Origin of the sequence: Micromonospora peucetia (assembly GCF_900091625.1) — a bacterium.
GTDB lineage: Bacteria > Actinomycetota > Actinomycetes > Mycobacteriales > Micromonosporaceae > Micromonospora > Micromonospora peucetia.
Genome location: NZ_FMIC01000002.1, coordinates 702,534 through 724,292 on the forward strand (window position 1 = coordinate 702,534; position 21,759 = coordinate 724,292).

Consider the following 21,759-nt stretch of genomic DNA (forward strand, 5'->3'; position numbering starts at 1 on the left):
GATGGAACGCGCAATTTCCGGACCACCGAGGACTCTCCGCCGGCACCTCGGCGCACGGTTCACCCGTGCAGTTCCTCCCGGCCCGGACATGACAGGCGGGGATGGGATCCGGCGCGTCTCCGCCGCCATGCTGACGGCACGACCGACCGCGCGGCTCGGGCTGCGGTACGGCCGGCGACCGCTGGGGCGGGCCGGTGGAAGCCGACGCCGGCGCCTCGTCGGGAACGACCAGGACCGGACGGAGGCCACCTGATGAAAGCGCAGCCCGTCGGGACGACCCACCCCGCGGCCGAGCCCGGCGGGTGGCAGCCGCCCGACGCGACGGTGCGGACGGATCCAGATCGGCGCAAGCGCACCGTGACGGATACCATGCAGTACGTGGCGATCGGAGTCCCGGAGGCGACCATGCCGACCGCGCCGCCGTCCGCGCCGGCACGTCCGGCCACGCCGATCGTGCCGCTGCCGACCGGCACGTACCGCGTCCGTCGACAGCCGGGGCGTGGGCCGGTGCCGACCGGCACGCACCGCGTCCGTCGGGAGCCGGGGCGATGACGGTCACCGGGACCAGGCCCGCCGGCCTGACGCGGGACCCCGCCACGCCGGCGCACGCCCTGTCGACCCCGGGCATGCGTCGGGCGAGGTGGTGCGTCCTGGCGGGCGCCGCGAGCGGAATCGCGACGTGCGTGCTGCTCGCGGCGCTGGAGATGCGCCGCGAACCCGATCCGCGGTGGACCGTGTCCGGCGCGGTCGGGTCACTGGTGCTGGTCGTGGCGCTGGCCGGGGCCCTGTACCGGTCGGTCATGCCGCGGCTGGCCGCGACGACCGGCCGGTGGCTGCTCGCCGGCTGTGCCGCCGCCGCCGGGCTGTCCGTGCCGCTGGTCGGGCCGGTCGGCGGCACCCCGGGGCGGAGCTGGGCGTTCCTGGGCGCGGCACTGGTCGGGGCCGCGCCACTGCTGCTGCCGGTCCGCTACGCGGCGACCCTCATGGCCGCGACGGCCCTGGTGTCCGCGGCGACGGCCTGGTGGTTCGGCGGGCCGGTGGGCGACGCGGTGACCGTCACGGTGGTGCTCGGGCTGTCGGTGGCGGTGTGGAACGTGCTGCACCTGTGGTTCTGGACGTTCCGCGCACAGGCCGGCGAGGGGCGTGCCGCGCTGGCCCGCCTGGCGGCGACCGAGGAACGGCTGCGGTGTGCCGGGGACGTGTACGCCCTGCTCGCGAACGAACTGTCGGCGATCGTCCTCAAGGCCGAGCTGGCGTCACGGCTGGCGCTGGTCGACGGGGAGCGGACCAGGAAGGAGGCCACCGAGATGCGGGTGCTCGCGGCGGCCGCGCTGGCCCGGATGCGCGAGGCCGTGCACGGCTACCGCAGCGTCGGCCTGCGTGAGCAGACGGACACGGTGGTACGGGTACTGGGGAACTCCGGCGTGCGGTGCACCGTGACGCTGCCGGAGCAGGACCTGCCGCCCGCGCTCGCCGAGCCACTGGTGTCCGTGCTGCGGGAGGCCGGCACCCACGTGCTGCGGCACGGCGGGGCACGGTGGTGCACCGTCGAGATCGTCCGCGCGGCGTCCACGGCACGGCTGACGGTGGTCAACGACGGCGCCGGCGACGAAGTTCCGGGCATCGACGGCAGCGGGCTGCCGGGACTCGCCGACCGCCTTCGGGACGCGGGCGGCACGCTGCGCACCTGGCGGGAGGGCGACACGTTCACCGTGGAGGCCACCGTCCGCGCGGAGTCGTGACCAACGGCCGGCGGTCCCGCACCCGGGCGGCGTTTCGTGCCCACCTCGGAGGTGGGCACGAAACGCCGCCCGAAGCTCAGCCGATGGCCGTGAGCGCCCCGCCGGGCAGGAGGCACTCGTCGGCCGTGGGCCAACGCGTCGGATCGTCGCCCAGGGTGATGAGCTCGGCGACCTGGAGTCGGCACCACGGCGACACGGAGATGTCGCCCGTGCCCACCGCGTACACGAAGTCCGCCCAGTCGACCCATTCGAAGTCGCCGATCGCGGCCGGGTCCGGGGTCGGACGTTCGTCGGTCACCACCCGGAACACCGGGGACACGGCGTTCTCCGCCACGCCGTTGTCCATCACCGCGCGGTACCGGAACGCGGGCAGGACCAGCTCCGGCGCGGGCGCCGCCAGGCCGAGCTCGGCACGCACCGTACGGGTCACCGCCGCGGGAACCGGCTCACCGGGCGCGGGGTGCCCGTAGCACGAATTCGTCCAGATCCCCGGCCAGGTGCGTGTCCGGTCACTGCGCATGGTGAGCAGCAGCTTCGCGTCGGTGGTGAAGACGTAACAGGAGAACGCCAGGTGCAACGGCGTACGCAGGTGGTGCACCGTCGCGCCCTCGGTGACGCCCACCGGCCGTCCCTCTTCGTCGAGCAGCACGACCTGCGCCATGGTGTCCCTCCCCAACGGGATTCAGCTTGCCTGGGCGAAGGCGGCGGCGATCACGGTTCCCCATCCGGTGCTCGCCACCTGCAACGGCACCAGTTTCGCCCGGGGCCGCAGGAACGCCAGCGCGTCGGCGAGGGGCTTGCCGCGCACGCCACGCCAGGTTCCCGACACGTGCACCAGCGCGAACGCGATGGCCGCGATCATCGGGACGGCGCCCCAGGTGAACCCGCCGATGGCGAGCACCGAAACGCACACCGTGGAGCCACCGACCGCGATCAGGCCGCTCGCGACCGCCATCGCGCGGGTCAGGCCCAGTGCGCGTACGCACGTGCGGATGTTGAAGGCGGCGTCCTCCGGCCAGTCCTCGGCGGTGTTGACCATGACGATGCCGACCTGGTTCAGGCCGAACCCAATGATCACGGCCAGCAGTGGCCACGACAGCTCACCGGGCACGGACCGTACGACGACGAGCATCGGCAGCCAGATCAGCACCGCGGCGAGGCCGGGGATCTGCCCCACGCCGGAACTCTTCAGGTACACCGGTGGAATGGAGTACTGGGCGCCGATCCAGAGGGTGAACGCGACCAGGGGCAGGATGTCCCAGTGCCCGGTGCGGAAGGTGAAGTAGGTCGCGAGGGCGAGCACGCCCGCGCCGGTGGCGGCGATCTGCCACCGCACGTTACGCAGCCCCAGCCCGTACACCGCCTGGGACAGCCAGGTCTTGTAGACGGCGTCGACGTCGCGGTCGGCGTACGCGTTGGTCATGTCGATGAAGTGCATGATGGACAGCGCCATCACGATCACCAGTGCGAAGTGGACCGACGCCAGGGTGCCCACGTCGTCGACCGACAGCAGCGACGGGATCGCGTAGATGGCCAGCATGACGGGCAGGAACTCGACCCGGCGGATGCGGATGGAATGGTAGATCGGGCGCCGCGCGATGGTCGCGGCCGGTGTGGGCGCGCCCGCGCGCGCCTCGTCGACGGTCATGGTGTCTTCCTTCGGAGTTGAGGGCCGTGAGCGCCCCCGACCGTGGTCAGAGGATCTGGATCCGCTGAAGGTGCCGGGAGGAGTTGCCGCGGAAGGCGTTGCGGCCGTGCAGCAGCGCCTGGTTGTCGACGGCGACGATGTCGCCGTCGGCCCACTCGTGGTGGTAGCAGACGTCCGGGTGGTGCAGCCGGTCGCGCAGGTCGACCATGAACGGCTCGGCCTCCTCCGCCGACCTGCCGCCGACGGAGACCCACACCGGGTTGCGGTAGCGCTCCGGATCGAGCGGCTCGCCGTACCGCATGATCGTCTCGCCGGTTTCCGAGTGCGTGGTGAGCAGGGGCGACACCGTCTCGCCGCCGTAGTAGCCGAGCTTCTCCGTGCGGTAGCTGACCTCCGTCGCCGCCCACTCGCGCACCAGCTCCGGCGAGGCGCGCCGAATCACGTCGGTGCTGTCGGAGAACACCGTCTCGCCGCCGCCCCCGGGCACCGGCGCCTCGACGCACTGGAAGAGGAAGTACCGCGGCGCGGCCCGCGCGAACGCGCCGTCCCAGTGGAACGGCACGTCCGTGCGGCTGAACAGGTAGTTCTTCGGTTCCTCCTGCACCACCAGGTCCAGGACGGCGCCGAAGTCCCAGGTCAGCACCTCGCCCCAGGTCTCGCAGTAGGTGAGCAGGTCCTCCCTGCTCAGCAGCGGGAAGCCGCGTAGCACGACCACCTTGGACTCGATGGTCCAGCGCTCCAGCGTCGCGGGCGCGATGTCCCGCAGGTCTGCGCCGTCGTGCTGCGCCGTCACCAGCGTGCCGAACGGTGCCAGCGGCGTCCGGTCGACGCGCAACTCGCCTGCCGTGGTCATGACGCGATCTCCTCCTGCCGGAAGTGGGGGTTGACGTAGTGGCTCGGCCGGCCGTTGCGCCAGACGAGCGAGGCCCGGTCGCTCTCGGCCTGGCTGCGCTTGACCAGCGTCAGGGTGAGGCCGTCGTCGAGGACGACGCCGTGCCACGGCGTCAGCCAGCTGTCCCTGGTACGGATGAGGTGTAGGCCGATCTTCTCGGCGTGCCGGGGCTGCGGGTGGATGGACAGCCGCAGCGAGTCGGGGAACATGGTGCCGACCAGGTCTCCCCAGGCCCTGCTGCGCTGGATCATCTGGTAGGCGAACTCCTTGCAGTGCTCGCGCAGCTTGGTCCGGCTCAGGCCGGGGTGCAGCGGGGCCTGGTCCTCGAGCATGAAACGGTGCATGCCGTTGAACAGCGACCGGGCGCCCAGGTCGGTCAGCACCTCGGCCCGGATGTCCGCCAGGGGCGTGGCGTACCCGTCGAGGAGCAGCCGGCGCATCTCGTCGTAGGACATCGCCCCGAACGCGTCGTCGAGGGAGTACATCGACACCGAGGACGCGCCGGTCTGGTCGATGATGCGTTGCAGCTCCGTGCGGTACGCGGTCACGTCCTCGTCGGGGATGCCGAGCAGGTCGGAGAAGACGTGGCCGTCGGAGCAGATGAGGATGCGCGCGCCCGTCGGGTGGTAGTGGCTGACCTGCTCGCAGAAGGACTGGAGGAACTCGACGGAGATCCGCTCACCGAGGTCGGGCAGCGAACCGACCACCTTCTCCGGGTTGCGCGACTTCGCGGGGAACGCCGGCAGCACGAAGTGCAGCGGTTCGCCGCTGCGTACGTAGTGGCCCACCCGCTCCTCGTGCGTCGCGAAGCAGTCGTCGCACGGCTGCCCTCCGCACGGGTCGTCGGCGTGCTCGAGACGGCGGAAGCGGAAGACCAGTTCGAGTATCTGCCGGGCGAGCGTACGCTCGCGGCCATCGACCTGTTCGTCCTCGGCAACGGTCATGTCGTGTCCGATCGCATCGTGGTTTCCTTGTCGCCGGAGGGCGGGCCGACCGGGGCGACGCGCCGGCGCCTCGCGCCTCGCGCGCCCCTCGGCGGGTCGATGTTCACCAGCTCCGTACGCGTGCTGATCTTCAATTTCCGGTAGGCCCGCGTCAGGTGCTGCTCGACCGTGCTGACGGTGATGAACAACCTGTCGCCGATCTCCCGGTTGGTGTGCCCGCGGGCGGCCAGGTTCACGACCCTGCGCTCGGCGTCGGTGAGGGTGGCGAGCCCGTCCCTCGCGCCGGCCACCCCGGAGTCGAGGTTGTCGTCGGAGGGCTTGAGCTTGCGCCGCAGCAGCTCGGCGTGGCAGCCCTCGGCGAGCTGGAGGGCGTGGGCGCCCATCATCTTTGCGCGTCCGAACTCGCCGAGCGCGTGCCCGGTCTGGCTCAGGTCGGCGAAGACGTGCGCGAGTTCGTGCCGGTCCCCGCTGGCGTGCAGCAGGTCCATCGCCTCGCGCAGCATCACCTGGCGTTGCTTGGGCGCGTACGCCGCCGCCAGCGCGCGCAGCCCCATGCCCTTGGCGCGCGGGGCGTCGCCACCCGGCAGCGCCAGGTGTTCGGTGACCAGTTTCCGGGCCCGTTCGGGCCGGCCCATCCGCACGTAGAGCCGGGCGAGGTCGACCCGCCACGGCAGCGCGGAAGGATGGTCGGCGCCCCAGTCCACGGCGAGCTGGCCGGTGGTCTGGAAGTCGGCGAGCGCGGCGTGCCGCCGGTCCACGGCGTCGTAGTAGACGCCCCGGGCCCGCAGGTACTGCGGCCAGAACAGGCTCTGGCGCATCGCGGCCGGCGTCGACTCCCGCAGGACCGCCTCGGCCCGGGCGAGCTGCCCGGTCATCGTGCAGGCGAGGACCAGGTGCGCGAACGGCGAGCCGACGGCGACGCCCCAGGCGGCGGGCGGCATCGTGGCCAGTGCGTCGCGCGCGTGCCGCTCGGCGGCGGCGAGGTCGCCGCGACACAGGGCGACGGCGGCCCGCACGTCGGCCAGGACGGCCCGCCAGCTCGTGATCTCGTGCGCCTCGGCCTCCTCGGCCAGCTTCTCGCACCAGTCGCCGGCCCGGTCGAGGTGGTCGGCGTGGATCAGCACCCGCAGCGCGTGCCATACCGACACCAGAAGGGAGTCACCGGGGCGGGCGCGTTGCAGCACCTCCTCGGCGCGATCGACCGCCGCGTCCGGCCCGCGGTCACCGGGCTCGTCGCCGCCGTGCGGGTGGCAGTGGCGCAGCCACTCACGGGTGGCGAGGTGGTCGGCGCCGAGGTCCGGATCCGGGTGCGTGCTGAGGTCACCCACCCCGCTGAGCACCTCCGCCGCCTCGTCGTACCTGCCCTGCCAGGCGAGCGACCGGGCAAGCAGGAGCGTGTCGGCCTCGTCGAGGAGTCCGGCGCGACCGGCCCGCGCCAGCGACGACAGGTGACGCGGAACCGCCTCGGGGTCACCGCGCCAGTGCACCCGGACGAGGGCCGCCTCCACGGCGGCCCGCTCGCGACCGTCCTCGGTGGATCTCAGCGCCAGTTCCAGGCAGTCGACCGCGTGTCGGGCGGCGCCGCCCGCGACGGCCTCCCCGGCCGCCGCGACCAGCACGGGCGTGGCCCAGGACTCGGCCGGCTCACCGACGCCCACCAGGTGTACGGCCACCTCGGCGGCGGACGCGCCCTCCTCGTGGAGCAGGCGCGCGGCCCGCGACCGCAGTCCCGACTGCGTCGGCGGCGGGCAGTCGTCGAGCACCGCGGCGCGCACCGCCGGATGGTGGTATGAGTGCCCCTCGGTGAGGCCCGCCTCGGCGAGCGCGCCGAGCGCCTGCCGGGTGGTCGCCGCGCACAGGCCCACCAGCCCGGTGACGAGCCCGGCGGACGTGGACGGGCCGACGATCGCGAGAGCGCGGGCGACGTCGAGCAACCGGGGGTCGCTGCGGTGCAGGCAGGCGAGCGCCGCCTGGACGAACGACTCACCCACCGTCGGCGCCAGCTCCCCGTCGGCGCCGGTGAGGGCGTCGTCGAGCAGCGCGTGTACGAGCATCGGGTTGCCGCCGCTGACGGCGTGCGCCGACGCGGCGAACCGCCGGGCGTCCTCCGGCCGGATCCGCTCGGCGAGCAGTCGCCCGACGCCGTCGGGCGACAGCGGGAGCAGCCGGAGGTGACGGCAGTGCGGTTGCCGCGTGAGTTCCGCACGGAAGGCCGCCGCCTCGGGCCGCGCGCCGACGCATCCGCTCAGCACGAGCAGCACCCGCGCGAAGCGGATGCGCCGTTGCAGGTACAGCAGCGCCTGCAACGACAGGGAGTCCGCGAACTGGACGTCGTCGACGAGCACCACCAGGGGCCGGTCGGCGGCGACGTCGAGGAGGACCTGGCAGACGTCCTCCAGCAGTTGCGCGTCGGCGTGCCGCAGGGCGGGGGTGTCCGGGTCACCCGCCGGCCCGGTGTCGCGCCGCAGCAGCGGCAGGTGGCCGGTCGAGGTGGTCTGGGCCCGGAGGCTGTGGAACAGCTGCCCCACCACCCCCAGGGCGATCATGCTCTCCGCGACCGAACAGGCCGCGGTCAGCACGAGCGCGCCGTCGCCGGCGGCCACCTCGGCGACGGCGTTCACCAGGCGGGTCTTCCCGCTGGCGACGCCGCCGTCGACCAGCGCGACCCGCCCCTGGCCCGCGGCGGCCGTCGCGTACGTCCCGGCCAGGTCGGTCAGCAGGTGTTCTCTCTCGATCAGTGCCATGTGGGTCACCTCTGGACACTCCTGAGGCTCGGGTCGACCGGCGACTCACCCCGGTTGTTCGGCGTGGGCGAACGTGCCGCCGCCGCGCGAAGCCGGGTTGAGTGACCTGGTGTGCGCCCTGATGCTGCGCAGCACCGCGGACATGTTGTCGTTGAGATAGAAGTGACCGCCCGGGTGGACGACGAACTCGAATCCCGCATCGGTGTGTTCCTGCCACGCCCGCGCCTCGTCGACCGTCACCCGCGGGTCGCTGTCGCCGACGTGGGCGACGATCGGGCAGTCCAGTCGTGGCCCGGGCCGGTACTCGTAGGTCTCGGCTGCGGTGTAGTCGGAGCGGATGGCCGGAAGCACCATCTGCAGCACGTCCTCGTCCTCGAGCAACGCGTTGTCGGTGCCCGCCAGGGCGCGTACTTCGGCGATCAGGCCGGCGTCGTCCCGTAGGTGGGTCCGCTCCACCTTGCGCAGGTGCGGCGCCCGCCTGCCGGAGACGAACAGCGCGGTCGGGCTGACACCGGCCCGCCGCAGCCGCAGCGCGACCTCGAACCCGAGGGTCGCGCCGAGGCTGTGGCCGAACACGGTGACCGGCCGGTCGACCAGTGGTAGCAGCGCCGCCACCAGTCGGTCCGCGATCTCGTGGGCCGAGGTGAGGCCCGGCTCCCGCAACCGGTCCTGGCGACCGGGGTACTGGACGGCGAGCACGTCGACCTCGGGTGCGAGCGCCCTGGCCACCCGGACGAACCAACTCGCCGAGCCGCCCGCGTGCGGCAGGCACAGCAGCCTGGTCGCCGCCGCGTCCGCCGGGTGGAACCGGCGCACCCACAGGTCGGTGTCTGTCATCTCGTTCCCCCGCGAATCAGCTCGTGGTCGCCGGTGCCGGTGCCGGTTGGCCGGCTCCGTCAGCGGCCCGCGTCCGCCCGGGCCTCGCTCCAGCTGATGGTGGTGGGCCGGACCGCGGCCAGGTCGCTGGTGGTCCAGCTGTCCAGGACGTCGATTCGGACGTCGCCGTCCGTCGGAGCGTCGGCGCCGTCGAAGAAGAAGGCATTGAGAATCTCGGTCGCGTTGACAGACATGGGAGTCCCCTCTCGCACAGCTTGGCCGGTGGTGCGGAACGCCACTTAAACCTCCTGTACGGGGGCCTGTTCCAACAAGGTCTCCGCTCATCGTCTGCGCGAAGGTTCATCACAGCGCAATCGTGAATCGCTCATACCCGTCACCCACGGCAGGCTCGATGACGCTTGTCAATACCCGATCCGGTCCACCCCGTGTCGGATGCGTTTCGGCAGGGCGTTTCTGCCGCCGCTCCCTGCCACGGGAAGCCCTGCACGGCAGGGGGCAACCACGCTCGGCCGGCTGGCGGAACGGGCCGACGGAATTGCTCCCCACGGATCGCGGTAACGATCTTCCCCGAGCTCACGGGCACTGTTCCCCGTCCGGCCCTGCGCGATTCACCCGGCTCGGATGACGCCCTCACGCCCCACCACCCACCCACAATGCCTGACCAGCAACTCCACAACCACCACCCAATAACCCACACCATGCACCCCACACCTCCTACGGGGTGCCCTAGGGGTGCCCACCCAATGACCACCAATGGGAACCTCAAACCCCACCAACAACACACCACACCCGGAGCACACCCCATGAAATTCTCAGTCCTCGGCACCACCGAAGTCACCCACCACAACCACCACCTCGAACTCGGCGGAATCAGACAACGCGCAATCCTCGGCTACCTCATCCTCAACGCCAACAAAGTCGTCGCCACCAGCCAAATCCTCAACGCCATGTGGAACGGCAACCCACCCCCCACCGCCCGCAAAATGGTCCAGAACGCCGTCTCCGGCATCCGCCGCATCCTCACCACCAACACCGACCCCACCACCACCCCCCACCTCCGCACCCACCCACCCGGCTACCAACTCCGCATCGACACCGAAACCATCGACCTCTACCAATTCCGCCGACTCGTCCGCGAAGGACGCCACGCCACCACCAACAACAACCACACCCACGCCGCCCACACCCTCCACCAAGCACTCAACCTCTGGCGCGGACGAGCCCTCGCCGACCTCGTCGAAACCGGCACCAACTGGTCAGAACTCGCCGCCATCGAAGACGAACGACTCTCCGCACTCGAAGACCGCCTCGACGCCGAACTCCACTGCGGCAAACACCGCGAAATCACCCCCGAACTCGAAATACTCACCACCACCGAACCCCTACGCGAACGCCTCTGCCACCAATTCATGCTCGCCCTCTACCGCAGCGGACGCCAAGTCGACGCCCTCCGCGTCTACCGACGCACCCGCGAAGCCCTCATCGACAACCTCGGCCTCGAACCCGGCCGCCACCTCCAAGAACTCCAACAACGCATCCTCGAACACGACGCAAAAATCCAAACCCCCGTACTCATCGGCTGACCCGACCCGCCGGCTCCGCTGCCGACCCCGCGTCTCCCGTGCCAGCCACGGCTGCGAACCCCTGCGCCGCCCTACGTGACGCGGACACGCCGACCGACGACCGCAGTAGCGGCGACAGTCCCCGGACGCGACCAGGCGCAGTGGCTCCCGACGGTTCGCCGACCGTCGGGAGCCACTGCGCCTGGTCCAGTCCCCACCGCTGCCCGGCCCACGTCCGGACCGGGTGACCCGGTCGCCGCCTACCGGTGGTTCAGCAGCACCGGCAGCGACGCCACGTCGTTCGCCATGAACGAGCGCAGCGGCTGGATCTCCTCCGGCGGCACGGCCAGCGCGAGGCGCGGGAAGCGTGCGAACAGCGCTGGCACCGCCACGGCCGCCTCCAGTCGCGCCAGCCGGGCGCCGGGGCAGAAGTGCGGGCCCGCCCCGAACGCGAGGTGCTCCTTGTCCTCCCGGTCGATGTCGAACACCCCCGGATTGTCATGAACGGCCGGGTCGCGCCCGTGCGCCAGGTAGCTGATGAGGATGGCGTCGCCCGCCCGGATGACGGTCCCCTCGCCGAGGTCGATGTCCTCCTTCGCCCAACGCATCGGCAGCGCTGCCACCGGGCAGTGCGCCCGCAGCGCCTCCTCGATCGCGTCCGGCCAGCGGGCCGGGTCGGCCGTCAGGGTCGCCAGTTGGTCCGGGTTGGCGAGCAGCTCGCGGACCGTGTGGTCGATCAGCGTCACGGTCGTCTGGCTGCCACCACCGATGAGCAGCAGCAGCATGTCGACCAGCTCCTGCTCGCTGAGCGGCTCCTCACCCTCCACCCGGGCCGCCATCAGGAAGCTCGTGAGGTCGTCCGACGGTTCGCGGCGCTTGAGATCGATCAGCGTACGCATGGCGACGTTCATGTCGACGTAGACCGCGGCCGACTCCTCCTCCGGCACGTTGTCGGTGTTGAGCACCACCCGCAGGATGCGCAGCACCTCGGGCCGCAGGTCGTCCGGCACGCCGAAGAGGTCGCAGATCACCCTGGTGGGCAACTGTTGGGAGTAGATCGTGTGCAGGTCGACCGGCTCGTCCGGCGGGCGCGTCGCCAGGTCGTCGAGCAGCCGCCGGGCGACGAGTTCCACGTGCGGGCGCATCGCGTCGATCCGCTTCGGCGTCAGCGCCGGCGCCACGAGCTGCCGCAGGCGCTGGTGCTCGCGGCCCTCCGCCGTGGACATGGACTCGACGTCCACCCACGGCGACAGCCACTTGATCTCACCGGGGGTGTAGCTGGGCACGTTCTTCGTGACGTTGCGGGAAACCCCGGGATGGGTCAGCAGGCGCCGGACCACGTCGCCGCGGGTGATCGACCAGGCCAACATGCCTTCCGGCAGCTCGACGGCCACCGCGGGACCGGCCGCGCGAAGCTCGTCGATCTGCGCGTACAGGCACTTGCCGCCGCGACTGTCGATCTGGGTGGTGGGGGCAGCGCTGAAGTCGACCATAGTGCGCCTCCTACGATGATGAGGGAACGCAAAAAAAGGTAACTGTCGATCGGGAACTGTCGGGTAACAGCCTTCTCGCACCCGCCACGAATTCGACTGGACAAAGGCGCAGGTCATTGCGTCGGGCCGGCGGACCACCCTATCGTTCTTCCATCACACTTGTCATGGAGCGGCGATCCCGCCCTACTCACCGAATTCCGCAGAAACCCAATTGTTCACGCGTGTGCGGAGGCAGAAACATGGACAGGATTCGCCGGGTCGGCGTCGTCGGGTGCGGGGTCATGGGCGCCGGGGTCGCCGAGACGTGCGCGAGAGCCGGGTTGGACGTGCTCGTCGCGGTGTCGCGACCGGCCTCCGTCGCACCGGGCCGGGCGCGGCTGACCGCGTCGCTGGACCGCGCGGTGGGCCGGGGCAAGCTGAGCGAGGCGGACCGGGACGCGGAACTGGCCCGCGTGTCCTTCACCGCCGACCTGACCGACTTCGCCGACCGCCAGTTGGTGATCGAGGCCGCGTCGGAACAGGAGTCGATCAAGCTCGACGTGTTCGCCACGCTCGACAAGGTCGTCGAGGACGAGGACGCGATCCTCGGCTCGAACACGTCCTCCCTGCCGATCGTGAAGCTCGGTGGCGTCACCGCCAGGCCCGAGCAGGTGGTCGGCATCCACTTCTTCAACCCCGCGCCGGTGCTCCCACTCGTGGAGGTCGTCGGCTCGGTGCGCACCGACGCCCGGACCATCGACACCGTCGACGCGTTCGTCACCGACGTGCTCGGCAAGCAGGTGGTCCGCGCCAAGGACCGCGCGGGCTTCGTGGTGAACGCGCTGCTGATCCCCTACCTGCTCTCCGCCGTCCGGATGCTGGAGTCCGGAATGGCGACGGTGACCGACATCGACAAGGCGATGACGCTCGGCTGCGCGCACCCGATGGGCCCGCTGCGTCTCGTCGACCTGATCGGGCTCGACATCGTGGCCGCGATCAGTGAGTCGCTGTACCGGGAGTTCCGGGAGCCGCACTACTCGCCGCCGCCGCTGCTCGCCCGGATGGTGGCCGGCGGCATGATCGGCAAGAAGTGCGGCCGGGGCTTCTACGAGTACGGGCGATGAGATGGACCCCGTCGACCGTCTGCACCGCGTCCTCGCCGACGCGAAGTACCTGTCCCTGTCCACCGTGACCCCCGACCGGCGGCCGTGGACGGCGGTGCTCCAGTACGCGTGGCTGCCCGACCCGCTCCGCTTCCTGTTCGGCTCCGCGACGCAGTCCCGGCACAGCAGGCACGTGGCGGCCCGCCCGACGGTGAGCGGAGCCCTCTTCGTCACCGGCGACGGCGGGCTCACCGAGGTCGACGGCGCCCAGTTCACCGGCACCTGCCGGGAGCTGACCCCCGACGAGGTGCACGCACACCACGCGACGTTCTACGACGCCCTGCTGCCGGACGACACCAGCAGGGCGGAGTACACGTTGCCGGTGTCGGCCCTGCTGCCGCCGGCGGAGCACCGCATCTACCAGGTCTCGGTGGACCGCGTGTGGCTCGTCGACACCAGCACCTGGCTGGAGGACCGGATCGACCGCCGGATCGAGGTGGACCTGCCGTGACCGGGCGGGTCCACCCCGACCTCGGGGGTCACTCGGCCATCGTCGCCCAGAACATCGCCTCGTAGGCGTGCACCATTCGCGCCGCGCGCAGGGCCTCCACCGGGTCGTCGCCCGTGGCCAGGCCGGTCGACACCACCTCGGCCGCCTGCTCCAGCACCTCGTCCGGCGTCTCGGCGAAGTAGCGGAAGTGGGCGACCGCCTCGTCGGAGAACCCGTACCGCGCCTGGAGGGCGTCGGCCACCCGGGCGTAGAACCCGCCGGACTCCTCGACGTTGACCAGCAGGGCCAGCGGGATCGCCGACCGCGGCCCGAACACGGCGGTCCGGACGACGAATGAGGGGTACGCCTGGGCCAGCGGTCGCGGCTCGTGCGCCCGCAGTTCCTTCTCCCCCAGGCCCACCACGGCCGCGAAGTCCGGCAGCAGGCGCAGCGCCTCCTCCTCGGCGCCCGCCATCGCCAGGAACAGCGGCTCGGGGAAGCGGGCCGCCAGGAACGCGAAGCTGCTCCGGTCGCTGGACACCAGGTGGAACAGCTCGCCGGCCAGGGCGCGCAGCCGGCCGGCCGACACCTCACCCCGCTCCAACTGCTCCAGGAACCGGTTGGGCGCCAGCTCCAGCGACCGCCGCCCCTGTGCCACCAGCTCTGCCACATGCTCGTCCACTAGTCACCTCCGAATCGTGCGGTGCAGGTTCGGGCGGGTCGCCGGCCCCGGTGCGGGCTCGGCGATCCACGGCCCCTCGATGGACGCGTCGAGCACGCCCTCCTCCAACCAGGTGAAGCTGCCGCCCAGCACCCGCCGGGCGATCACGACGTCATCCGAGTCGGTGTTGGTCCACAGCCGCCGGCACAGTTCGGCCACCCGCTGGCGGGACTGGCGGCAGAACGCGTCGGCCAGCTCGCCCGCCGTACCGCCGAGCGCCCTGGCGTACACGCAGGCGGCGGTCATCGCGTACAGCTCGGCGGCGACGTCCACGACGCGGCCGAGGAACAGCTGCCGCTCGGCCACCGCCTCGCCCCACCGCTCCCGGCCGTCGGCGAGGTGCCGGGCCAGCTCGGCACCTGTCGCGTCGACGAACGACAGGTGCCCGGCCAGGTCACCGAAGCCGGCCGGCGGCGCGAACGGCGTGGACCGGTCGGCCGGACCCTCCTCGTCGGCCAGCGCGTCGGTCCCGACGAACACCCGCAGCGCCTCGCTGGAGCCGTCGAAGATCCGGCCGATGCGCAGGTCCCGGAACAGCTGCTCGACGGGGACGCCACGCTCACCGCGCGCGGCGGCCGACTCCGCGGTCTCGTACCCGCGACCGCCCCGGATCTGCATGAGCTCGTCGGCGATCCGCCACGCCTGCTCCGACGCGAACAGCTTCGCGAGCTCGGCCTCCGTGTGCGTGTCCAGCAGGCCGGCGTCGGCGTGCCGGCCGGACACCTCGACCATGGCCTCCAGGGCGAAGGCGGTCGCCGCGATGTAGGCGATCTTGCCCGCCACCGCCTCGTGCTCCCCGATCGGCCGGTTCCACTGCACGCGGACGCCCGACCACTCGCGGGCGATCTTCAGGCTCCACTTGGCCGCGGCGGCGCAGACGGCGGGCATCGACAGCCGGCCGGTGTCCTGCGCGGCGAGCGCCACCTGGAGCCCCTGTCCTTCCGGCCCGATCCGGCGGCTCGCGGGCACCACGACCCGGTGCAGCCGGACGACCCCGTTCTCCAGGCCGCGCAGGCCCAGGAAGGAGCTGCGATGCTCCACCGTCACCCCCGGCGCGGCGGCCTCCACCACGAACGCGGACATGCCTCCCGGGCCGCTCTCCGACGGCGGGACCAGGGCCATCACCACGATCAGGTCGGCGATGGTGCCGTTGGTCGTCCACAGCTTCACCCCGTCGAGCAGGTAGCCGCCGTCGTCGGTGGGGGTGGCGGTGGTCCGCATCCGGAAGGGGTCGTTGCCGATGTCCGGCTCGGTGAGGGCGAAGGCGGAGATCTCGCGTACGCACCTCGGCAGCAGCTCCCGCTTCTGCGCGTCGGTGCCGAACAGCCGCAGCGGCTGGATGAGGCCGATCGCCTGGTGCGCGGCGAGCAGTTCGCCGAGCGAGGAGTGTGCGCTACTGACGATCATCAGCGCCCGGTGGTAGCAGACCCCCGGCAGGCCGAGCCCGCCGTACTCCCGGGGAAGCTTGATGGCGAACGCGCCGAGGTCGCGCAGGCCGTCGACCACCTCGTCGGGGATCCGGTCCTCGCGCTCGATCAGCCGGCCGTCCACCTTGTCCACGCAGAACGCGCGCAGTCGCCCGAGGAACGCCTCGGCGTCGGCGTCGAGCCCGGCGTCGGGCAGCGGGTCGAGCAGGTCGACGCGCAGCCTGCCGCGCAGGAGTTCGGTGCCGAAACTCGGCCTGGACATCGTTGCCCTCCCTGGACGACGGGTGCTTCGGATCGGAACCGGACGCCGGCCACGTCCGCCGCGCCCGGAGGCGGGCGGACGTGGTCCGTCCTCGACGTGGGGCCGGGGCGCGTCCGTCGACGGGCCCGGACACCCGGCCTGCCCGGGTCAGCTCGCCGGCACGGCCTTGATCAGGGAGAGTGGGCCGGCGGCGCCGTGTCCGCACCACTCGACGGTGAAGCCGGTGTCGGCCAGCAGGGCCCGGAACTCGCTCTCGGTCCGTTCCCGGCCGCCCGCGGTCACCAACATGTTGATGTCCGTGTAGAACATCACCGGGTTGTCGGTGTTCGCGGTGTCCGGCAGCACCGACCCGACGATCAGCAGGGTCGCGTCGGCGGGCATCTGCGCGCGCACCGTGCTCAGCAGCTTCCGGGCGTTCTCGTCGTCCCAGTCCTGGAAGACGCTCTTGATGACGTACAGCTCGCCGTCGCCCGGGACCGACGAGAAGAAGTCACCCGCCACGATCTCGCAGCGGTCTGACACGCCGGCTGCGGCGAGTACGCCGGCGGCCTCGGCCACGCCCGCGGCGCTGTCGAAGCACACCCCGCTCAGGTGCTGGTGGGTGCCGAGGATCGCGGCGAGCAACGTCCCGTCGCCGCCGCCGACGTCCACGACGGTACGGATGCCGGAGTAGTCGTACCCGTCGGCGACGAGTTGGGCGGATGCCCTCGACTCCTGCCCCATCGCCACGTTGAACAGCGCGGACAGCTCGGGCTGCTCGGCGAGGTGCTCGTAGGCGTTCTTGCCGTACACGTGGTCGAAGGCGCACTCGCCGGTCAGCACGGTGTGCTTCACCTGCTGCCAGGACGCGAACAGCGTGGGGTTGGTGAAGAACCGGGTGAACGCCCACAGCGAGTTCGGCGAGTCGGTGCGCAGCTGCTCGCCCACCTCGGTGAGGCGGAACTCGCCCGGCGACGGCTCGGCCAGCAGGCCGACGGCCACGAGGGTCCGCAGCAACCGGTGCAGCGACGGCGCGTGGGTGCCCGTCGCCTCGGCGAGCTGCGCGCTCGTGACGCGGCCGTCGTGGATGTGGTCGGCGAGCTTCAGCTCGGCGGCGAGCGCGAGCGACTGCGAGGCCATGTACCCGCCGATGATCTCGATCAGCGCGGCACGGTTGCGGATCTTGGAGTCCTGGGTGGCCGGAACGGTGCTGGTCATGAGGCATGCCTTTCCGCGAGGGGGTGTCGGACCCAGACGTTGGGTTCGACGTAGACGGCGTGGTCGTGGTCGACGTTCACCTCGACCGGAGTCAGGGCACTCGGCACGACGACCGGTCCGCTGGTGTCGAAGGGCAGCCCGGTCCAGGCGCGCCACTGCGCGAGGCTGCCGGAGATCGTCATGGAGGCCGGGCAGACCTTGAGGATCTGCCCGCCCGCCCGGACGTGGACGCGCAGCCACGGGTCGGCCGGCAGCCCGTCGTCGCGGGTCCGGGCGACGTACCCGGTCATCGGCTCGTGGGGCTCGGCGTGCTTGCCGCTGGGCCGGACCGGACCGACGACGTCGCGGTACCCGTGCCGGCGGGCGTTGTCCGCGACCGCCGCCAGGATGCGCCCTGACATGTTCCGGGCCTGCATGCCCGGCACCACGGCTATCTCCAGTGCGCACAGCGCGGTGAGATCACGGCCGGCGGAGGTGTCGAGCATGCTCATCCCCAGCACCGCGTCCCAGCCGGTGTCGGGCAGGCTCGCCGGGTCGCCGTCCCACCCGAACGGCACGCTGGCCGCCCGGGCCACCACCGTGTCGTCGGAGTCGACGACGACGAGCTGGTGCTCCGGGTACCGGTCGAAGGCCCAGCCGATCACCATCGGCTCGGGCGGGATGTACTCGGGCCACGAGGCCTCCATGTCCAGCATCCCGTCCCGCAGGTCCGGTCGCTCCGCGAGTGTCAGCACGCGCATGTGGGTCACCTCCGTCGGTCAGGCGGCCAGGCTGCGCGCGGGCAGCGGGTCCGCGGGCATGGCGCAGTTGTCGTCGGCGTGCTTACGCAGCAGCGCCAGGTATTCGACACGGGGCACCGCGACCGCGCCGATGAGCTTCGCGTGGTCGCCGTCGTGCTGGACGTCGACCGCCACGCCGCCGCTGTCCGCGACGCGCCGCACCAGGCATGCGACCGCGACCTTCGCCGCGCCGCTGCGCAGGGCGAACTGGGAGTCGGCGCTGAACACGCCGCCGATCCGTACGCCGAAGGTGCCGCCGACCAGCTCGTCGCCCTCCCACACCTCGACGCTGTGCGCGTGCCCCGCCGCGTGCAGCTCGTGCAGGGTCGACACGAGCCGGTCGGTTAGCCACCGGGGCTCGCGGTCCACGCGGCAGTGCTGGACCACCCGTTCGAAGCAGGCGTCGAGCGTCGTCGTCCACTCGACCTTGTTGCGCAACTGCCGGCGCAGGCTGCGCTGGATGCGCGCCCGGTCGACGGGGATCACCGGACGCGGGTCGGGTGAGCACCAGGCCACGGCGTACGGATCGACGCTCCCGGCGAGCACCGCGATCCGTCCGGCGGCGACGTCCGACTCGTAGGCGAACTCGCTGACGATCTTCCGCTCCTCGGTGTCGGCCGGGAACGGGAACAGCCCGTGCCGGTACGCGTCGAGCAGCGCCGTCGCGGACAGGTCGTCGCCGAACGCGACCGGGCCCTCGGCGGGGGCGTCGATGAGGTCGAGCGTCTCCCAGCCCATCACGCGGCCCGCAGGAACTCGGTGCGGGTCAGGTAGCCGATGTAGCGGTCGAGCATCTGCGCGTCCACCGTCGGGATCTCGATGCCGCTGCCGCGCAGCGCGTGCTCCACGTTGGTGCGGGAGAACGCGGGGAACGTCGTCTCCAGGTACATCTCCGCCACGCTCATCCGGCCCGTCGCGCAGCGGTCGATGAACAGCGGCGCGAAGGGCGTCATCGGGTGGTCGGGCTGTTCGACCGCGACCCGCACCATCTCGTCGAGCCATTCGGCCCACGGCACCTCGCGGATGTCGTGCCCGTGCGCCCGCAGGCGCTGCACGAGGACGGAGATGTTGACCTTTCCGGGATTGGTGAGGTGGTACACCTCGCCGGTGGGCCGGGACATCCTCGCGATGTGCGCGACGGCGGCGGCGAACACGTCGACCGGTGTGTAGTCCAGCGGCAGTTCGGCGACCGGGGCCGTGCCGGTGTCCACCACGAACTTCTTCATGGCGCACATCTCGGTGGCGATGTTCCACGCGCCGTTGACCCGGTCGCCGGAGATGTCGGCGGCCCGGTAGATCGCCACCGGCAGCCCCCGCTCCGCCGCCCGGTGCAGCAGCGCCTCCGCGACCCACTTGCTCTCCACGTACCCGACGGAGAGGTGGTCGGCGTACGCCAGCGGGGTGTCCTCGCCGACGTGCCGGACGCCGGCGGTGCCGAAGCCCGCGACGACCGCCATGGTCGACGTGTAGTGGACCGGGACGTTGCGGTGCCGCGCGGCCATCCGGATGATCTCGCGGGTGCCGTCGACGTTCGCCGGCCGCATGTGCGAGTACGGGTAGATGAAGTTGACGGTCCCGCCTGGGTGGTGGATGACGTCGACCGTGCGCGCCAGCTCGTCGAAGGTCGCCTCGGACAGGCCGAGCCCGGGTTTCGCGAGGTCGCCGGGGACGGCGACGATCCGGCCCGTCGCCCGGTGACCGGCGAGGTCCTCGCCGAAGTAGTGCCGCGCGTTGGCCTGGATGCGGGCCAACGCCTGCTCCGGCCCGTCGGCGCGGACGAGGCAGTGCACCACGGCGTCCGTGCTGGTCAGCAGCTCCCGCAGCAGGTAGATGCCCAGGAAGCCGGTGGCGCCGGTGAGGAAGACGTGGCGGGGGTCCTGCCAGTGCGGCTCGTCGGGCAGGTCCCGCCGGATCGGGACGTCCAGCTCCGTCTCGGCGGCGAAGTCCACCCGCTTGCGGGTGTCGTCGCCGGCGAGCGTGCCTTCCCGGGCCTCGCGCACCGCCCGCGCCAGGCCGCGCGGTGTCGCGTCCTCCAGCAGCAGCCGGATCAGCGGACGCACCTGGGTGATGAGCACACCGAAGGAGCCCCGGATCTTCGCGAGCAGTTCGGCGGCGAGGATGGAGTTGCCGCCCTGCGCGAAGAAGTTGTCGTCGGGGAGCACCCGGGGCACGCCGAGCACCTGCCCCCAGAGCCGGGCGACGCCGCGCTCGACCAGGTCGACGGATGCGTCGTCCGTGACGTCCGACGCGACCGCCGCGGCCCGTGGCACGGGCAGCGCGGCGAGGTCGACCTTGCCGTTGGACTTCAGCGGCAGCTCGTCGAGGGCGACGAATGCCGTCGGCACCATGTAGTCGGGCAGGTGGCGGCCGGTGAACTCGCGCAGCTGCGCGACGTCCAGGGGCTGTGGGCCGGTGTGGTACGCGACCAGCCGCCGCTGGCCGTTGTGTTCGTACGTGGTGACGGCGACGGTGTCGACACCGTCGTGCGCGGCCAGCGTCGCCTCGATCTCGCCGGGCTCCACCCGGAACCCGCGGATCTTGACCTGCCGGTCGATGCGCCCGATTACTTCGAGGTTGCCCTCGGCGGTCCAGGCACCCAGGTCGCCGGTCCGGTACATCCGCGCACCGGGATCGGCGGCGAACGGGTCAGCCCGGAAGCGTCCGGCGTCGTCCTCGGTCAGGTAGCCGCGTGCCACGCCGCGACCGCCGATGTGGATCTCACCGCGCTCGCCGGTGGCGACCGGCCGGCCCCGCTCGTCCAGGACGTACACGGCGGTGCCGGGCAGCGGCCGGCCGACCGGGGCCGCGCCGCGGGCAGGCAGCACGTCGGCGGTCAGCTCCATCAGGCAGGAGGTGATCGTGGTCTCCGTGAGCCCGTAGGCGTTGACCAGCCGTACCCCGGGCATCAGCTCCAGCGCCGTGCGACAGTCCTCCGCGTTGACCGCCTCGCCACCCACGATCGCCAGCCGTACCGGCAGGTCAGCGGTCCCCGGGGCGACCTCGGCGAGGAATCGGCGCCAGTACGCGGGGGTCAGGTCCATCACGGTGACCCCGTAGTGCCGCAGCCGCTCCGGCAGTTCGCTGGGCGCCCAGGCCAGGTCGGGCAGCACGAGCGTCGCGCCGCCGAGCAGTGCGACCGTGATCTGCTCGATGGAGGTGTCGAAGGAGAGCGCGCCGAACTGCAGCACCCGGTCGTCGGGGGTGACGCCGTAGCGGCCGGCCAACTCCCCGCACAGGTGGCTCAGCGAGTCGTGGTTCACCACGACGCCCTTCGGCGCGCCCGTGGAACCCGACGTGTAGATGATGTAGGCGGCGTCCCCGCCGCCCACCGCCACGTCGGGGGCGGTCGCGACGCCGTCCGCTCCGGTCACGGTGAGTGCCGTGACGGGCAGGTCGGCGAACCGCGCCACGTCCCGCTGGTGGGTGATGACGGTCGCGCAGTCGGTCTCCTTCACGAACGCCTCGACCCGGCTGTCCGGCAGCGTCGGCTCCACGGGCAGGTAGGCCGCGCCCGCCTTCCAGATGGCGAGCAGGCCGACGATGGCGTCGACCGAGCGCTCCAGGTGGACCATGACCACACGGTCGGCGCCGACACCCTCGTCGACGAGGCGGCGGGCCAGGCCGTTGGCCCGGCGTTCCAGGTCCGCATAGCTGATGCGCACGTCGCCCTGCACGACCGCGGTCCGGTCGGGCTGCGACGCCGCGCGGACGGCGATCAGTTCGTGAACATGCGGTTGCGTACGGATGTTCATGTTTTCCCTCGGGTGTGAGCACGGTCGTACCCGTGGATTACCTGCCACTGACCCATCGAATTCGTAAGGGGGACACTACTGCCCGAAGGCGGTTCCCCCGACTACCAGAATGAGCACGGGCCGAATTGGAACTACTCATCAGAGTAGTCATTCAGGTGTGGTCGAATCCTCGTCGAATTCAGCTTGG

General features: G+C 71.7%; 19 protein-coding genes. 5 read left to right on the plus strand and 14 right to left on the minus strand.

The window, feature by feature from the left end:
- Positions 1-378 precede the first annotated feature (378 nt).
- The gene (locus GA0070608_RS32480; protein WP_176733628.1) at positions 379-552 is read left to right on the plus strand and encodes a hypothetical protein; all 174 of its coding nucleotides are present in this window, start codon (positions 379-381) and stop codon (positions 550-552) included.
- Positions 549-1,742, plus strand: coding sequence for a sensor histidine kinase (locus tag GA0070608_RS03465; RefSeq protein ID WP_091621510.1), 1,194 nt, complete (start codon positions 549-551; stop codon positions 1,740-1,742). The genes GA0070608_RS32480 and GA0070608_RS03465 overlap by 4 nt, the downstream gene beginning before the upstream one ends.
- A 76-nt stretch (positions 1,743-1,818) precedes the next feature.
- Here the strand turns inward: GA0070608_RS03465 and idi are convergent, their stop codons facing one another.
- From idi to GA0070608_RS32485, 7 genes are read right to left on the minus strand one after another with little or no spacing between them, the layout of a single operon-like run.
- A complete protein-coding gene (gene idi / locus GA0070608_RS03470) occupies positions 1,819-2,403 on the minus strand; it encodes an isopentenyl-diphosphate Delta-isomerase (RefSeq protein WP_091621513.1) in 585 nt (194 codons plus the stop codon).
- 21 nt (positions 2,404-2,424) lie between these two features.
- The gene (locus GA0070608_RS03475) at positions 2,425-3,390 is read right to left on the minus strand and encodes a UbiA family prenyltransferase (RefSeq protein WP_091621516.1); all 966 of its coding nucleotides are present in this window, start codon (positions 3,388-3,390) and stop codon (positions 2,425-2,427) included.
- A gap of 46 nt (positions 3,391-3,436) precedes the next feature.
- The gene (locus tag GA0070608_RS03480; RefSeq protein WP_091621519.1) at positions 3,437-4,243 is read right to left on the minus strand and encodes a TauD/TfdA dioxygenase family protein; all 807 of its coding nucleotides are present in this window, start codon (positions 4,241-4,243) and stop codon (positions 3,437-3,439) included.
- Positions 4,240-5,226 carry an L-tyrosine/L-tryptophan isonitrile synthase family protein gene (locus tag GA0070608_RS03485; protein WP_091621524.1) on the minus strand — a complete coding sequence of 329 codons (987 nt, stop codon included), beginning with the start codon at positions 5,224-5,226 and terminating at the stop codon, positions 4,240-4,242. The genes GA0070608_RS03480 and GA0070608_RS03485 overlap by 4 nt, the downstream gene beginning before the upstream one ends.
- A complete protein-coding gene (locus tag GA0070608_RS03490) occupies positions 5,223-7,970 on the minus strand; it encodes an AAA family ATPase (protein WP_091621528.1) in 2,748 nt (915 codons plus the stop codon). Before GA0070608_RS03490 ends, GA0070608_RS03485 begins: the two co-directional genes overlap by 4 nt.
- 45 nt (positions 7,971-8,015) lie before the next feature.
- Positions 8,016-8,807, minus strand: coding sequence for a thioesterase II family protein (locus GA0070608_RS03495; protein ID WP_091621531.1), 792 nt, complete (start codon positions 8,805-8,807; stop codon positions 8,016-8,018).
- Between the two features lie 59 nt (positions 8,808-8,866).
- On the minus strand, positions 8,867-9,040 hold the full coding sequence (locus tag GA0070608_RS32485) for a hypothetical protein (protein WP_176733629.1): 174 nt from the start codon (positions 9,038-9,040) through the stop codon (positions 8,867-8,869).
- Positions 9,041-9,610: 570 nt separating this feature from the next.
- On the opposite strand from GA0070608_RS32485, the gene GA0070608_RS03500 reads away from it, so the two are divergent.
- On the plus strand, positions 9,611-10,390 hold the full coding sequence (locus tag GA0070608_RS03500) for an AfsR/SARP family transcriptional regulator (protein WP_176733624.1): 780 nt from the start codon (positions 9,611-9,613) through the stop codon (positions 10,388-10,390).
- Positions 10,391-10,629: 239 nt separating this feature from the next.
- Here GA0070608_RS03500 and GA0070608_RS03505 read toward each other — a convergent pair whose 3' ends face one another.
- A complete protein-coding gene (locus tag GA0070608_RS03505) occupies positions 10,630-11,862 on the minus strand; it encodes a cytochrome P450 family protein (RefSeq protein ID WP_091621535.1) in 1,233 nt (410 codons plus the stop codon).
- Positions 11,863-12,101: 239 nt separating this feature from the next.
- Here GA0070608_RS03505 and GA0070608_RS03510 point away from each other — a divergent pair, with 239 nt between their 5' ends.
- Together GA0070608_RS03510 and GA0070608_RS03515 are read left to right on the plus strand one after the other, a co-directional pair.
- The gene (locus GA0070608_RS03510; RefSeq protein ID WP_091621538.1) at positions 12,102-12,965 is read left to right on the plus strand and encodes a 3-hydroxybutyryl-CoA dehydrogenase; all 864 of its coding nucleotides are present in this window, start codon (positions 12,102-12,104) and stop codon (positions 12,963-12,965) included.
- 1 nt (position 12,966) lies between these two features.
- Positions 12,967-13,455: a pyridoxamine 5'-phosphate oxidase family protein gene (locus GA0070608_RS03515; RefSeq protein WP_091621541.1), complete on the plus strand. Its 489-nt coding sequence runs from the start codon at positions 12,967-12,969 to the stop codon at positions 13,453-13,455.
- A 28-nt stretch (positions 13,456-13,483) separates the two neighbouring features.
- On the opposite strand, the gene GA0070608_RS03520 is transcribed toward GA0070608_RS03515, so the two are convergent.
- The 6 genes from GA0070608_RS03520 to GA0070608_RS03545 all read right to left on the minus strand — a co-directional run bounded on the left by GA0070608_RS03520 (position 13,484) and on the right by GA0070608_RS03545 (position 21,572).
- Positions 13,484-14,116, minus strand: coding sequence for a hypothetical protein (locus tag GA0070608_RS03520; protein ID WP_091621544.1), 633 nt, complete (start codon positions 14,114-14,116; stop codon positions 13,484-13,486).
- A 3-nt stretch (positions 14,117-14,119) separates the two neighbouring features.
- The gene (locus tag GA0070608_RS03525; protein ID WP_091621548.1) at positions 14,120-15,844 is read right to left on the minus strand and encodes an acyl-CoA dehydrogenase family protein; all 1,725 of its coding nucleotides are present in this window, start codon (positions 15,842-15,844) and stop codon (positions 14,120-14,122) included.
- 147 nt (positions 15,845-15,991) lie between these two features.
- Positions 15,992-17,041 (minus strand): methyltransferase, encoded by a 1,050-nt coding sequence (locus GA0070608_RS03530; RefSeq protein ID WP_091621554.1) that lies wholly within the window; start codon positions 17,039-17,041, stop codon positions 15,992-15,994.
- Positions 17,038-17,781 (minus strand): hypothetical protein, encoded by a 744-nt coding sequence (locus GA0070608_RS03535; protein WP_091621558.1) that lies wholly within the window; start codon positions 17,779-17,781, stop codon positions 17,038-17,040. The genes GA0070608_RS03530 and GA0070608_RS03535 overlap by 4 nt, the downstream gene beginning before the upstream one ends.
- Positions 17,782-17,799: 18 nt before the next feature.
- Positions 17,800-18,558: a leucyl/phenylalanyl-tRNA--protein transferase gene (locus tag GA0070608_RS03540; RefSeq protein ID WP_218107483.1), complete on the minus strand. Its 759-nt coding sequence runs from the start codon at positions 18,556-18,558 to the stop codon at positions 17,800-17,802.
- Entirely contained in the window at positions 18,558-21,572 is a 3,015-nt protein-coding gene (locus GA0070608_RS03545) for a non-ribosomal peptide synthetase (protein ID WP_091621566.1), read from the minus strand. Before GA0070608_RS03545 ends, GA0070608_RS03540 begins: the two co-directional genes overlap by 1 nt.
- Positions 21,573-21,759 lie beyond the last annotated feature (187 nt).

Coding starts and splice junctions, on each gene's coding strand:
- GA0070608_RS03465 (WP_091621510.1), top strand. CDS start 549: ATGACGGTCACCGGGACCAGGCCCGCCGGCCTGACGCGGGACCCCGCC.
- idi (WP_091621513.1), bottom strand. CDS start 2,403: ATGGCGCAGGTCGTGCTGCTCGACGAAGAGGGACGGCCGGTGGGCGTC.
- GA0070608_RS03475 (WP_091621516.1), bottom strand. CDS start 3,390: ATGACCGTCGACGAGGCGCGCGCGGGCGCGCCCACACCGGCCGCGACC.
- GA0070608_RS03480 (WP_091621519.1), bottom strand. CDS start 4,243: ATGACCACGGCAGGCGAGTTGCGCGTCGACCGGACGCCGCTGGCACCG.
- GA0070608_RS03485 (WP_091621524.1), bottom strand. CDS start 5,226: ATGACCGTTGCCGAGGACGAACAGGTCGATGGCCGCGAGCGTACGCTC.
- GA0070608_RS03490 (WP_091621528.1), bottom strand. CDS start 7,970: ATGGCACTGATCGAGAGAGAACACCTGCTGACCGACCTGGCCGGGACG.
- GA0070608_RS03495 (WP_091621531.1), bottom strand. CDS start 8,807: ATGACAGACACCGACCTGTGGGTGCGCCGGTTCCACCCGGCGGACGCG.
- GA0070608_RS32485 (WP_176733629.1), bottom strand. CDS start 9,040: ATGTCTGTCAACGCGACCGAGATTCTCAATGCCTTCTTCTTCGACGGC.
- GA0070608_RS03500 (WP_176733624.1), top strand. CDS start 9,611: ATGAAATTCTCAGTCCTCGGCACCACCGAAGTCACCCACCACAACCAC.
- GA0070608_RS03505 (WP_091621535.1), bottom strand. CDS start 11,862: ATGGTCGACTTCAGCGCTGCCCCCACCACCCAGATCGACAGTCGCGGC.
- GA0070608_RS03510 (WP_091621538.1), top strand. CDS start 12,102: ATGGACAGGATTCGCCGGGTCGGCGTCGTCGGGTGCGGGGTCATGGGC.
- GA0070608_RS03515 (WP_091621541.1), top strand. CDS start 12,967: ATGGACCCCGTCGACCGTCTGCACCGCGTCCTCGCCGACGCGAAGTAC.
- GA0070608_RS03525 (WP_091621548.1), bottom strand. CDS start 15,844: ATGTCCAGGCCGAGTTTCGGCACCGAACTCCTGCGCGGCAGGCTGCGC.
- GA0070608_RS03530 (WP_091621554.1), bottom strand. CDS start 17,041: ATGACCAGCACCGTTCCGGCCACCCAGGACTCCAAGATCCGCAACCGT.
- GA0070608_RS03535 (WP_091621558.1), bottom strand. CDS start 17,781: ATGCGCGTGCTGACACTCGCGGAGCGACCGGACCTGCGGGACGGGATG.
- GA0070608_RS03540 (WP_218107483.1), bottom strand. CDS start 18,558: ATGGGCTGGGAGACGCTCGACCTCATCGACGCCCCCGCCGAGGGCCCG.
- GA0070608_RS03545 (WP_091621566.1), bottom strand. CDS start 21,572: ATGAACATCCGTACGCAACCGCATGTTCACGAACTGATCGCCGTCCGC.